Annotated in this window: 9 protein-coding genes; 3 read left to right on the top strand and 6 right to left on the bottom strand. The window is 63.7% G+C overall.

Annotated features, from left to right (window positions below; translation table 11 throughout):
• Window positions 1-13 precede the first annotated feature (13 nt).
• Window positions 14-619 carry a copper resistance protein NlpE gene (locus ACX36O_RS06820; protein WP_371686273.1) on the top strand — a complete coding sequence of 202 codons (606 nt, stop codon included), beginning with the start codon at window positions 14-16 and terminating at the stop codon, window positions 617-619.
• A 29-nt stretch (window positions 620-648) separates the two neighbouring features.
• Here the strand turns inward: ACX36O_RS06820 and ACX36O_RS06815 are convergent, their stop codons facing one another.
• Window positions 649-1,713: a quinone-dependent dihydroorotate dehydrogenase gene (locus ACX36O_RS06815; RefSeq protein WP_213360705.1), complete on the bottom strand. Its 1,065-nt coding sequence runs from the start codon at window positions 1,711-1,713 to the stop codon at window positions 649-651.
• 85 nt (window positions 1,714-1,798) lie between these two features.
• On the opposite strand from ACX36O_RS06815, the gene rpiA reads away from it, so the two are divergent.
• Window positions 1,799-2,470 (top strand): ribose-5-phosphate isomerase RpiA, encoded by a 672-nt coding sequence (gene rpiA / locus ACX36O_RS06810; RefSeq protein WP_213360704.1) that lies wholly within the window; start codon window positions 1,799-1,801, stop codon window positions 2,468-2,470.
• A gap of 100 nt (window positions 2,471-2,570) precedes the next feature.
• Here rpiA and gdhA read toward each other — a convergent pair whose 3' ends face one another.
• The 5 genes from gdhA to ACX36O_RS06785 form a co-directional block, all read right to left on the bottom strand.
• On the bottom strand, window positions 2,571-3,923 hold the full coding sequence (gene gdhA, locus ACX36O_RS06805; protein ID WP_213360703.1) for an NADP-specific glutamate dehydrogenase: 1,353 nt from the start codon (window positions 3,921-3,923) through the stop codon (window positions 2,571-2,573).
• A gap of 371 nt (window positions 3,924-4,294) precedes the next feature.
• Entirely contained in the window at window positions 4,295-6,367 is a 2,073-nt protein-coding gene (locus tag ACX36O_RS06800; protein WP_488359539.1) for a M3 family metallopeptidase, read from the bottom strand.
• A gap of 218 nt (window positions 6,368-6,585) precedes the next feature.
• A complete protein-coding gene (folD, locus tag ACX36O_RS06795; RefSeq protein ID WP_371686275.1) occupies window positions 6,586-7,443 on the bottom strand; it encodes a bifunctional methylenetetrahydrofolate dehydrogenase/methenyltetrahydrofolate cyclohydrolase FolD in 858 nt (285 codons plus the stop codon).
• A gap of 77 nt (window positions 7,444-7,520) precedes the next feature.
• The gene (locus ACX36O_RS06790; RefSeq protein WP_213360700.1) at window positions 7,521-8,147 is read right to left on the bottom strand and encodes a response regulator transcription factor; all 627 of its coding nucleotides are present in this window, start codon (window positions 8,145-8,147) and stop codon (window positions 7,521-7,523) included.
• On the bottom strand, window positions 8,144-10,660 hold the full coding sequence (locus ACX36O_RS06785; RefSeq protein ID WP_488359538.1) for a PAS domain-containing sensor histidine kinase: 2,517 nt from the start codon (window positions 10,658-10,660) through the stop codon (window positions 8,144-8,146). The genes ACX36O_RS06790 and ACX36O_RS06785 overlap by 4 nt, the downstream gene beginning before the upstream one ends.
• A gap of 218 nt (window positions 10,661-10,878) precedes the next feature.
• Here ACX36O_RS06785 and aceE point away from each other — a divergent pair, with 218 nt between their 5' ends.
• A complete protein-coding gene (gene aceE / locus ACX36O_RS06780; RefSeq protein WP_371686277.1) occupies window positions 10,879-13,587 on the top strand; it encodes a pyruvate dehydrogenase (acetyl-transferring), homodimeric type in 2,709 nt (902 codons plus the stop codon).
• The last annotated feature ends 16 nt before the right edge of the window (window positions 13,588-13,603 follow it).

Genomic DNA, 13,603 nt, shown 5'->3' with positions numbered 1-13,603 from the left:
GGAGAGATTCCCCATGCGAGCCCTGTCCCGCACCTTGCAAATGACCCTGACACTGGCCGGAGCCGCCTGGCTGGCCGGCTGCGCCACCGTGTCGCTCGACAATCCGGGCTGGCCGCCGGTCGATGGCCGCCGCTCCGCGCCCGTTGAAACCCGCAGTACCGTTCCATCCCGCATCCCCGCGCCCGTTCCGCCGCCGCCCTCCGTGCAGGACCAGCTGGAAGATGCCGGCGTCGTCGTCACGCCGGTGCAGGATGCTTCTTTGCCGCGCGTTCCGGTCGCATCCGAGCCGGAGGCCCCGGCGCAGGACCTGTCCTGGGTCGGCCACTACGACGGCATGCTGCCCTGTGGCGATTGCGAGGGCATCCGCACGCTACTGTCGCTGTACGAGAACCACACCTATATCCTCAGCATGAAACGCGAAGGCAGCAACAGCCTGCCCAGCATCATGCGGGGAGCCTTCAGTTGGAATGCCGATCACACCGTGGTGCAGCTGGACCAGAATGCCCAGAACCGCCGCTACCAGGTGCTGGGCGGCTCGGCCCGCCTGCTGAACAAGGACGGCAGCCTGATCACCGGCGTGCTGGCGGATCGCTATATCCTGAAGCAGCGGCAGGACTGAGCCGCTGACCGGCCGGGGGCGCCCGCGCTTTAACGCTTCAACGCTTTCGCCACCTCATGCACCAGCGCCGGCCCGCGATAGATCAGGCCGGTGTAGATCTGCACCAGATCCGCTCCTGCAGCCAGCTTGCTGCGCGCATCCTCGCCGCTCAGCACACCGCCCACGCCGATGATCGGGAAGTCCTTGCCCAGCTTCGCACGCAGCTCGCGGATGACGTGGTTGCTCTTTTCCAGCACGGGTGCGCCGCTCAGGCCGCCGGTTTCCTCCGCGTGGGGCAGGCCCTGCACAGCCTCGCGCCCGATGGTGGTGTTGGTGGCAATCACGCCCAGCTTGCCGGCATGGCTGCCATCGGCATTGCAGCCATAGCGGCGCAGCGTGGTGGCAATCAACTCGATCTGGTCCTGCTCCAGATCCGGGGCGATCTTGATGAACAGCGGCTTGTCCTTGCCATGCTGTTGCGCCAGCGCGGCGCGGCGCTGCATCAGGGTGTCCAGCAGGGCATCCAGCGCCTCGTCGCTCTGCAGCGCACGCAGGTTCTTGGTGTTGGGGCTGCTGATGTTCACCGTCACGTAATCGGCCCAGGGATAGACGCCATCCAGGCAGATGAGGTAGTCGTCCGCCGCCTGCTCGATCGGCGTGCTCGCGTTCTTGCCGATGTTCAGGCCCAGCAGGCTGCGGCTATTGGCTGGCCGTGTGCGCTGCACATTGCGCACAAAGGCCTCCAGCCCCTCGTTGTTGAAGCCCAGCCGGTTGATCAACGCGTTGGCCTTGGGCAGCCGGAAAATACGTGGCTTGGGGTTGCCCGGCTGGCCCTTGGGCGTGACGGTGCCCACCTCGATCGAGCCAAACCCCATCGCCTCCCAGGCCGCAATGCAGCGCGCGTTCTTGTCCAGACCGGCGGCCAGGCCCACGCGGTTGGGAAAACGCAGCCCGCACAGCATCACCGGATCGTCCACGAAGGGCTGCGTATAGGCGCGGCGCAGCAGCGAGGAGTGCTGGGTCTTTGCCAGCATGTCGATGGTGGTTTCGTGGGCGGTTTCCGCATCCAGGCGGAACAGCACGGAGCGGGACAGGGAGTAGGGGATCAGGGACATATTGCTGTGTTCTAGTTGTTGGTGTGCCTGCTGCAGCGGGCACAATATGCGTATTGTCCCAAATCCTTTGCAGGAAAAGCAGCCCATGACCCAAGACGAACTCAAAACCCTGGTCGGCCAGGCCGCCCTCAACTACGTCACCCCCGGCACCATCGTCGGCGTGGGGACGGGTTCCACCGTCAACAAGTTCATTGATGCGCTGGGCACCATGAAGGACCAGATCCAGGGCGCGGTGAGCAGTTCGGTGGCTTCCACCGAGCGTCTGCAGGCGCTGGGCATTCCGGTGTTCCCTGCGGAAGAGGTGGAATGGCTGGATGTGTATATCGACGGCGCTGACGAGATTGACGGCCACGGCTACATGATCAAGGGCGGCGGCGCGGCGCTGACGCGCGAGAAGATCGTTGCCGCGCAAAGCCGCCGTTTCGTCTGTATTGTCGATGCCAGCAAGCGCGTGGAGGCGCTCGGCGCTTTCCCGCTGCCGGTCGAGATCATCCCCATGGCCGCCGGCCGGATCATGCGCCAGTTCGAGGAAATGGGCGGACAGGCCAGCGTCCGCCTCAAGGACGGCGTGCCGCTGGTGACTGACAACGGCCAGCATATCCTCGATGTGCACGGCCTGCGCATCACCGATCCGCTTGCCTTCGAGAATCTGGTCAACCAGTGGCCAGGGGTGGTCACCGTGGGCGTGTTTGCGCACCAGAAGGCGCATGTGTGCCTTCTGGGCACGGAGCAGGGCGTCGAGACACTGCTCTACTGATCGCCCGATTAACCCATGAAAAAACCCGGTCGGTGCAAACCTTCCGGGTTTTTTCTTTTGTCAGCCCTCCGTGAAGGAGGGCAGCAGCCGCATCAGGCAATCAGCAAACGCCTTGGGCCAGCATGGCATCGGCCACTTTGACGAAGCCGGCGATGTTGGCACCGTCCACGTAGTTGACGCGGCCCTTGCCGTCCTTGCTGCCGTAAGCCACGCAGTTGCTGTGGATGTCGGTCATGATGTTCAGCAGCTTGGCGTCGACTTCCTGGCTGCTCCAGTACAGGCGCTGGGCGCCCTGGGCCATTTCCAGGCCGGACACGGCCACACCGCCGGCGTTGCTGGCCTTGCCAGGTGCGTACAGCACTTTTTCGTTGGCCAGGAACACTTCCACGGCTTCCAGCGTGCTGGGCATGTTGGCACCTTCGGCCACGCAGATCACGCCGTTCTTCACCAGGGTCTTGGCGTCTTCCTCGTTGAGTTCGTTCTGGGTGGCGCAGGGCAGGGCAATGTCCACCGGGATGTGCCACGGGGTTTTGCCTTCTTCGTACTGCAGGCCGAACTGCTCGGCAAACTCGCTCATGCGGCCGCGCTTCTCGTTCTTCAGGTCCATCAGGGCCAGCAGCTTCTCCTTCGTGAAGCCGTTGGCGTCATACACGGTACCATTGGAGTCGGAAGCGGTCACCACCTTGGCGCCGAATTCCATGGCCTTCTCGATGGCGTACTGGGCCACGTTGCCGGAGCCGGACACGGAGACGGTTTTGCCTTCCATGGAGTTGCCGGCATGCTGCAGCATGGCCTGGGCAAAGTACACGGTGCCGTAGCCGGTGGCTTCGGGGCGGATCAGGCTGCCGCCGTAGGTCAGGCCGCGGCCGGTGAAGACGGTGCCGGTGTTGTTCGACAGCTTCTTCATCATGCCGTTCATGAAGCCCACTTCACGCGCGCCCACGCCGATGTCGCCAGCAGGCACGTCGGTGTCGGGGCCGATGTGGCGGTACAGCTCGGTCATCAAGGCCTGGCAGAAGCGCATCACTTCGTTGTCGCTCTTGCCCTTGGGGTCGAAATCGGAGCCGCCCTTGCCGCCGCCCATGGGCAGCGTGGTCAGTGCGTTCTTGAAGGTCTGCTCGAAAGCCAGGAACTTCAGGATGGACAGGTTGACGGAGGGGTGAAAGCGCATGCCGCCCTTGAACGGGCCGATGGCATTGCTGTGCTGGATGCGGAAAGCGCGGTTGACGTGGGTCTGGCCCTTGTCATCCTGCCAGCTCACGCGGAACTGGATCACGCGCTCGGGTTCGCACAGACGCTCGAGCAGGGCTTGCTGGGCGTAGCGCGGATTCTGCTGCACGAACGGCCACAGGCTCGACAACACTTCCTTGACCGCCTGCAGGAATTCGGGTTGATTGGGGTCGCGCTTGATCAGCGTGGCCAGGAAAGAGTCGAGGGAGGTGTTTTGTAGCATCTTGTCGTGCCCGTATCGTGAGGAGATATAAACCCCCGGAGAGGCGCACCGTCCCGCACACACACGACACAATCCTGCGCTCTTTCCGGATCAGGGCAGGTATTAACCTGCCACAAAGGCCGTCAGAACTTCGTCCGCATCACACTTTGCAGGTGAATTTTACAGACGTCGAAAGCATCCATGGACACTTTTGGGCCACGAATTGATGCAGCGCACCATTGTTACGGATGCGTCAAGCCAAAATGTTGCCGTGACGATACGCTGAAGCGCGCGTGGAAGCCTCCACGCGCGCTCGGGATTGCATGATGTATTACGGCGACCGGGGTGAGATTCAGTCAATGCCCTGGGTCACGCCAGGCTGACGAAACCGCTCAGGCCGGCTCGGCCATGCCCTGATGCCGCAGCAGCGCCTCGATGCTGGGCGTGCGGCCGCGGAAGGCCTTGAAGGACTCCATGGCCGGACGGCTGCCGCCGCGCTCCAGGATTTCCTCGCGGAAGCGGCGGGCCGTGGCCGGGTCGGGTGTGCCGTCGAAGGCGGCGGTTTCCTCGAAGGCGGCGTAGGCATCGGCGCTCAGCACCTCGGCCCACTTGTAGCTGTAGTATCCCGCCGAGTAGCCGCCGGCAAAGATATGGCTGAAAGTGTGCGCCATGCGGTTCCACTCGGGCGGCAGGATCACGGCTACTTCCTGGCGCACGGCGTGCAGCAGCGGCATCACGTCGGTCGGCGCCGGATTCTGGCTGTGCAGCAGCATGTCGAACAGGGCGAATTCCACCTGACGCAGCGTTTGCATGCCGCTCTGGAAGTTGCGTGCGGCCAGCATGCGCTCGTACAGTTCGCGCGGCAGCGGCTCGCCGGTATCCACATGGGCCGTCATGTCGCGCAGCACGCTCCATTCCCAGCAGAAGTTTTCCATGAACTGGCTGGGCAGTTCCACAGCATCCCATTCCACGCCGCTGATGCCGGAAACATCGTGCTCGTTCACCTGCGTCAGCATGTGGTGCAGGCCGTGGCCGGTTTCGTGGAACAGCGTGATCACGTCATCGTGTGTCAGCAGCGGCGGCTTGCCGCCCACGCCTTCGGCAAAGTTGCAGACCAGATGGGCGACCGGGGTCTGCAGGCTGCCGTCGTCCGGGCGCACCCAGCGGGCGCGCACGTCGTCCATCCAGGCGCCGCCGCGCTTGCCCTGGCGTGCGGGCGGATCGAGGTAGAACTGGCCCACCAGCACACCGTTGCGTTCCAGACGGTAGAACTCCACGCTGTCGTGCCAGACCGGCGCATGGTCGCGCCGGATGCTGACGTCGAACAGGTTTTCGACGATCTTGAACAGGCCGGCCAGCACCTTGGGTGCCGGAAAGTACTGCTTCACTTCCTGCTCGCTGAAGGCATAGCGCGCTTCCTTGAGCTTTTCGCTGATGTAGGGCCAGTCCCAGGGCTGGGGATCGTGCAGCTTAAGTTCCGTGGCGGCAAACTCGCGCAGGTCGGCGACGTCCTTTTCGGCATAGGGGCGGGCCTTGGAGGCCAGATCGCGCAGGAAGCCGATGACTTCGTCCGGCCGGTCGGCCATCTTGGGCACCAGCGAGACCTCGGCAAAGCTGGTGTAGCCCAGCAGCGCGGCTTCTTCCTGGCGCAGGGCCAGAATCTCGGCCATGACGGCGCTGTTGTCGTACTTCACGGCATCGCCTTCGGCCTGCTCCGAGGCGCGCGTGTTGTAGGCGCGATAGAGCTTCTGGCGCAGGGCGCTGTTGTCGGCAAACTGCATCACGGGCAGGTAGCTTGGGATCTTGAGGGTCAGCTTGTAACCCTGCTTGCCATCGGCTTCAGCGGCTGCACGCGCGGCGTCGATCACATCCTGCGGCACGCCCTGCAACTCTTCCAGCGTGGCGTAATAGGCCCAGGTGTCGGTCGCATCGAGGGCGTTTTCGCTGAACTTCTGCGTCAGCTCGGCCATGCGTTCCTGGATGGCGGCGTGGCGCTCGCGGTCGGCGCCCTCCAGTTCGGCGCCGCTCAGCACGAAACCGCGCAGGGCGTTCTTCAAGGCTTGCTGCTGTTCGGCGTTGAGGCTGTTGGCGTCGATCGCCTTGTATTTGGCATAGAGGCGTTCATCGGCACCCAGGCGCGTCCAGAAATCGGATACCGCGGGCAGCATGGCGTTGTAGGCGGCACGCAATTCGGGGGTGTCGCACACGCTCTTGAGGTGGCCGACTGCGCCCCAGGCGCGACCCAGCTTTTCCGTAGCGACATCCAGCGTTGCGGCCAGTTGCTGCCAGCTGGCAGGAAACTCGGCAGCGGTGACGGTGGCCAAGGCCTGGTCGGCGTCCGCCAGTAACTGGCTGATGGCCGGAGCAACGTGCTCGGGCCGGATCTGGTCGAACAGCGGCAGGGCGCCGAAGTCGAGCAGGGGATTGGTTGAAGGGCTGAGAGAAGCGGAGGTGGGTGCAGTCATCCTGACAATGTAAGGTTGAATGCCGACCCTTCAAGGGTGATATTGGGATACCTTGTGAGGCAAGGAAAGGGGGCTGGCCCCGGCGTGGCAGACTCGGGATTGCGGGGGCGGGCCATTTTGTGCGCAGCGAGAGGGATGAAGTCGCTGGTCGGCCGCATGAGCGGCAGGCCAGCGATTGCGAACAGCGATTCGCTACTTGCGCACAGGCTATCGCTGAATCAGCGCGCGGCCGCCTCGCGTTCTGCAGCCTCGATGGTGTTGACCAGCAGCATGGTGATGGTCATCGGGCCGACGCCGCCCGGCACCGGCGTGATGTAGCCGGCCACTTCCTTCACGCCATCAAAGTCGACGTCGCCGCAGAGCTTGCCTTCGTCGTTGCGGTTCATGCCCACGTCCAGCACGACGGCACCGGGCTTGACCATGTCGGCGGTCAGTACATTGCGCTTGCCCACGGCGGCCACGATGACGTCGGCCTGCAGGGTCTGCGCCTTCAGGTCGGCGGTGCGGCTGTGGCAGACGGTCACGGTGGCGTCCTTGGCCAGCAGCATCAGCGCCATGGGCTTGCCCACGATGTTGCTGCGGCCGATCACCACGGCGTGCTTGCCTTTCAGGTCGTAGCCGATGCTTTCCAGCATCTTCATGCAGCCGTAGGGCGTGCAGGGCCAGAAGCCGGGCATGCCGGTCATCAGGGCGCCTGCGCTGGCGATATGGAAGCCGTCCACGTCCTTGGCCGGGCTGATGGCCTCGATCACTTTCTGGGCATCGATGTGTGCAGGCAGCGGCAGTTGCACCAGAATGCCGTGGATGGACGGGTCGTTGTTCAGGGCGTCCACGCGGGCCAGCAGCTCGGCTTCGGTCATTGAGGCGTCGTATTTTTCGAGCACGGAGTGCAGGCCGTTGTCTTCGCAGGCCTTGACCTTGTTGCGCACGTAGACCTGGCTGGCCGGATTGGCGCCCACCAGCACCACGGCCAAGCCGGGCGTGATGCCCCTGGCCTTGAGCGCAGCGGCGCGCTCGGCCACTTCGCCGCGCAGTTTCCGGGAGAGTTCGTTACCGTTGATGAGTTGGGCTGTCATGGGAGATCCTGGAAAAATGGATTGATCAAAAAAACATTCCCGCTCGGGCGGGAATGCTGGTGCAGGGTGGGGCGTGCTCAGGACTTGGGGGCGTTGGAACCCAGTGCCACCTTGAGCAGGTCGGCCACCGTATTGGCGTTGAGTTTTTCCATGATATTGGCGCGGTGCGCCTCCACCGTCTTGATGCTGATGTTCAGGTCATCGGCAATCTGCTTGTTCAGGCGGCCGGCCACGATGCGCTCCAGCACCTGGGCTTCGCGGTTGGTGAGCTTGCCCAGCAGCGATTCGCGTGTGCTGGCCTGCTGGTGTTCGGCAAATGCGGCGCGCGCACGATCCAGCATCTTCTCGACCAGGGCTTCCAGGTCTTCCTCGCGGAAAGGCTTCTGAATGAAGTCGAGCGCGCCTTTTTTCATGGTCTCGACCGCCATGGGCACGTCGCCATGGCCAGTGATGAACACGATGGGCAGCGGCGATTTGCGCTCGATCAGGCGATCCTGCAGATCCAGGCCGCTCATGCCATCCATGCGGATATCCACGAACATGCAGGCGACCTCGCGCGGGTCGTAGCGGCTGAGAAAGGTCTCGGCGGAGTCGAAGCAGCGCACGCGGTAGCCCTTGCCCTCAAGCAGCCACTGCAGCGAGTCGCGTACGGCCTCGTCATCATCCACGACGTAAATGGTGCCTTTTTCTGGAATCAAGCTCATGATGTGATCGTCTGTGAGTCGCTGGGAACAGGGGTGGTGGGGATGGGCAGCCAGAAAGTGAATCGGCACCCAGCCACCATATTGTCATTGTAGATGTTCTCGGCCATCAATCGGCCCTGGTGCGATTCAACAATGCTGCGGCACAGGTTCAGGCCGATGCCCATGCCCTCGGCCTTGGTGGTGTAGAACGCCTCGAACAGGTGGTCCAGCGTTTCCTGCGACAAGCCGGTGCCCTGGTCCTGGATGCTGAATTCCACCACCGGGCGGTCTTCGCGCACGGTGCTGCAAACCTCCAGGCGTACGTGGCGGCGGTCGGCCAGCATGCCTGCCTGGTCGATGGCCTCGGCAGCGTTCTTGAGCAGGTTGATCAGCACCTGTTCCACCAGGATTTTGTCCACGCGCAGGATGGGCAGGCCGCGCTCCACGCTGTACTGCAGGCGCACATTGCGGCGGCGCATCTCGATTTCGGCCAGTTCCACGGCCTCGACCACCATGGTCTCGACGTCGGCATCCGAATAGTTGGGTGTGCTGCGCTTCACGAAGGTGCGGATGCGCTGGATGATCTGTCCGGCGCGCTGGGCCTGGCGCGAGGTCTTGTCCAGTGCGCCCAGCAGTGCCTCCTGGTCGATCTGTCCGTTGCGCAGGCGGCTGATCATGCCGTTGCAGTAGTTGTTGATGGCGGTGAGCGGCTGGTTGAGCTCGTGCGCCACGCTGGAGGCCATTTCCCCCATGGTGACCAGACGGCTCGCGGCCTGGGCGCGCGCCTCGTGCTGGGCACTTTGCTCCTCGGCCTGGCGGCGAGCGGTGATGTCGGTGGCGACCACCAGCTGTGCCAGCCGGCCGTCCACCCATTCCAGATAGCGCGAACGCACCTCGATCCACTTGTCGAGCTGCGACAGGTAGATTTCCGTGTTGTTGCTGGCATCGTGCAGCGCGGCGGTCGGCAGTCCGGCGAGCGGGTCTTCGCCGCTGCGGGGGGTGCCGGTCGCGTCGCCACCGGGGCTGCCAGCCTTGGTCAGCATGCGCATGTGGCCTGCCGCGTTGTCGTCGCTGAACCAATGGCGGTAGGCCTGGTTGGCAAACAGCAGTTCGTTGCTGCCGAGCGGCGCAACGGAAATGCTCACGTCCAGCGCATCCAGCACGCGGGTGAAGCGTTCGTAGGCGTTCGTGAGCTGGCGTTTGATGCGGTTCGGTTCGGTGATGTCCGTCATGGACGACATCCAGCCCGTCTGCCGGCCATCCACGCCGATCAGCGGCGACATGTAGATGCGCGCCTCGAAGGTGGTGCCGTTCTTGCGCTGCACACGCATGATGTAGCCGCCCTGCGGGATCTGGTCCTGCAGGGTCTTGCTCAGGATGCGGTGGTGGCGTGTATGGTCATCCTCATGCCAGAAGGAGTAGGGCGGGCGCTGCCCGATCAGTTCTTCCGCGCTCCAGCCGGTCATCTGGCAGAAGGCCGCGTTCACGTAGCTGATGCGTCCGTCCAGATCCAGTGCGCGCATGCCGATGACCAGCGAGTTTTCCATGGCGCGGCGAAAGCTGGTTTCGGACAGCAGTTCCTGCTGCGAACGCTGGCGACGGCGCAGGTGACGCCAGTTGGCGATCAGCATCCAGGCAGTGAGTGCACTCAGGGCCAGCACCAGCAGGAACAGGCCGCGGTTGGTCATGCTGCTGCTGGCACGGTAGGCGCGCAAATGCAGGGTCAGCACGTTATCCACTGTTGCCAGCGGGGCGTTGTACACGCTGTTGTGCATGGAAGACCAGAGCTGCCACCAGGCCACTTTTTCATCGGGATCGACGTTCTGGCCGGCTACCACGCGCTTGTGCGCATCCATCAGCGAGACGGCGTACTGGGCGAACACGTCCGAAGGGATGGCGTAATACAGCAGCGATGACAGGTTGTAGCGCGCGTACAGATAGCCATTCGGTGCGTCGCGCTGCCCCAGTGGCAGCATGAAAGCGAGGAATGCGTCCTCGCCTTCGTGGCGTGTGATGAGCACATAGCGCGCCTGCCGTGCTTCGCACACGGCCTCGAGCAGGCTGCGCTCCTGGGGCAGAGGCAGGGTGGCGCCCGGACGGGCCAGGGTGTAGGCCCCGGAATCATGCATTTCCCGCGAGGCGCGCGTGTTGCCGTCGGCGTCCAGCCAGGTCATGTCCAGCACCTCGGGGTTGTCGAGCGCCATACGGCTTACCTGCTGGGTGAACATCCCGGTTGAAACCCGGGCGGGATCCAGTTCGCGCCCGAACTTCTGCAATTGCTCCTGGCGCTCGGACAGGCGCAAGTTGACGCGCTGGCGCGAATGCTCGCCATCGCGTTGCACCGATTGCTGCTCGGCCTGCATCTCTTCCATGCGCAGATAGCTGATGGCGGCCACCACCGCCATCACGAACAGCAGCACCGCCAGCACCGGAAACAGGCCCATGAAACGGTCCTGCCGGTGCGCGGGAAGGTCGCGCCACCACTGCAGCGAAGTCAGGGGCTTGCCCCGCCGGGATCTGGTGCTGTTGCCCATGAAAACGATGATTGACCTTGTGCGACGACGGTTTGAAGAGAACTCAGCCGCCCATCATGCCAGCCCAGCTTTGTATGGGCCTTACAGAATGTGATCGATTGGTCATATTTTTATAATATAAAAACAATCATCATATTTTGAAATAGGGGTTTCCTTGTGAGATACTGCCTGTGCATTTATGCACAATCCCTTGAGAACCACAAACACAGGAGACAACCATGCCAGACGCACAGATGCCGGTGGACGGTCACATCATTCCGGATACCGACAGGGAAGAAACCCGGGAATGGGTAGACGCCCTGGCTGCAGTGATCGCCAACGAGGGCAGGGAACGCGCCCATTTCCTGCTGGAGCACCTGCTGGAAACGGCCCGCCAGCACAGCATGGACATGCCGTTTTCCGCTCATACGGCCTATGTCAACACGCTGGAGCCCGAGCAGGAAGCCCGCAACCCCGGCAACGTCACCATCGAAAAGCGCCTGCGTTCCTTCATGCGCTGGAACGCCATGGCCATGGTGGTGCGCGCCAACCGCCTCAACCCCGCTGACGGCGGCGATCTGGGTGGCCACATCGGCTCCTTCGCCTCGCTGGCCAGCATGCTGGGGGCCGGCTTCAACCACTTCTGGCACGCCGAAAGCGAAAACCACGGCGGCGACTGCCTCTACATCCAGGGTCACAGCGCGCCCGGCATCTATGCCCGCGCCTACCTGGAAGGCCGTCTGACCGAAGAGCAACTCGACAACTTCCGTCAGGAAGTCGGCGGCAAGGGCCTGTCCAGCTACCCGCACCCCAAGCTGATGCCCGACTTCTGGCAGTTCCCCACGGTGTCCATGGGTCTGGGCCCGCTGATGGCCATCTACCAGGCGCGCTTCCTGAAGTACCTGCACGCCCGCGGCATTGCCAATACCGAAAACCGCAAGGTCTGGGTGTTTCTGGGCGACGGCGAGATGGACGAGGTGGAAAGCCTGGGCGCCATCAGCCTGGCCTCGCGCGAGAAGCTGGACAACCTGATTTTCGTGATCAACTGCAACCTGCAGCGCCTGGACGGTCCGGTGCGCGGCAACGGCAAGATCGTGCAGGAACTGGAAGGCGAATTCCGTGGTTCCGGCTGGAACGTGATCAAGCTGCTGTGGGGCAGCAACTGGGATCCGCTGCTGGCCCGCGACAAGGACGGCAAGCTGCGCCAGCTGATGATGGAGGTGCTGGACGGCGACTACCAGTCCTTCAAGGCCAACGACGGCGCCTACGTGCGCAAGCACTTCTTCGGCCGCTACCCCGAAACGGCCAAGCTGGTCGAGCACATGAGCGACGACGAGATCTGGGAACTGCGCCGTGGTGGCCATGATCCGCAGAAGGTCTATGCCGCGTTCCATGCTGCCAACGAGCACAAGGGCCAGCCCACCGTGCTGCTGGTCAAGACCATCAAGGGCTTCGGCATGGGCAAGGCCGGTGAAGGCAAGAACACCGTGCACCAGACCAAGAAGCTGAGCGATGACGATATCCGCTACATCCGCGACCGCTTCAACATCCCGATCCCGGACAGCGAGCTGCCCAGCATTCCGTATTACAAGCCGGCGGATGACACGCCCGAGATGCAGTACCTGCACGCCCGCCGCAAGGAACTGGGGGGCTATCTGCCGCACCGCCGCGCGAAGAGCGACGAGAGCTTCACCGTGCCTTCGCTGGAAACCTTCAAGGCCGTGCTCGAGCCCACTGCCGAAGGCCGTGAGATCAGCACCACGCAGGCCTATGTGCGCTTCCTGACGCAGCTGCTGCGCGACCAGGCCCTGGGCCCGCGCGTGGTGCCCATCCTGGTGGACGAGGCCCGTACCTTCGGCATGGAAGGCCTGTTCCGCCAGATCGGCATCTACAACCCCGCTGGCCAGAACTACACCCCGGTCGACCGCGACCAGGTGATGTACTACAAGGAGCAGACCGACGGCCAGATCCTGCAGGAAGGCATCAACGAAGCCGGCGGCATGTCCAGCTGGATTGCCGCTGCCACCAGCTACTCCACGTCGAACCGGATCATGATCCCGTTCTACGTCTATTACTCCATGTTCGGCTTCCAGCGCGTGGGCGATCTGGCCTGGGCGGCTGGCGACATGCAGGCGCGCGGTTTCCTGCTGGGTGGCACCTCCGGCCGTACCACGCTCAACGGCGAAGGCCTGCAGCACGAGGACGGCCACAGCCACATCCTGGCCGGCACCATCCCGAACTGCGTCACTTACGACCCGACCTTCGCGCATGAAGTGGCCATCATCCTGCACCACGGCCTCAAGCGCATGGTCGAGAAGCAGGACAACGTGTTCTTCTACCTCACGCTGCTGAACGAGAACTACGCCATGCCTGGCCTGACGCCCGGTACGGAAGAGCAGATCATCAAGGGCATGTACCTGTGCAAGCCCGGCGCCGAAGGCGTGCAGCAGCGCGTGCAGCTGCTGGGCTCCGGCTCCATTCTGCGCGAGAGCATCGCAGCGCAGGCCCTGCTGGCGCAGGACTGGGGCATTGCCGCAGACGTCTGGAGCTGCCCGAGCTTCAACGAGCTGGGTCGCGACGGCCAAGACGCCGAGCGCTGGAACCTGCTGCACCCGCTGGAGACGCCGCGCAAGTCCTTTGTGCAGCAGCAACTGGAAGGCAGCACCGGCCCGGTGATTGCCTCCACCGACTACATCAAGGCCTACGCCGAGCAGATCCGTCCGTTCATCCCGGCCGGTCGCAGCTACCGCGTGCTGGGCACAGACGGCTTCGGCCGCAGCGATTTCCGCTACCGCCTGCGCGAGCACTTCGAGATCGACCGCCACTACATCGTGCTGGCCGCGCTCCGCTCGCTGGCCGACGAGGGCAAGCTGCCGGTGGCCAAGGTGGCAGAAGCCATCGCCAAATACGGCATCGACGCCGACAAGATCAACCCGCTGTACGCCTGATCCGGCGCGAAAGGAG

This window comes from Brachymonas sp. KE5, assembly GCF_057773645.1.
Note: the sequence above shows the minus strand (reverse complement) of the source record. Positions and strands in the feature narration are given on the sequence as shown.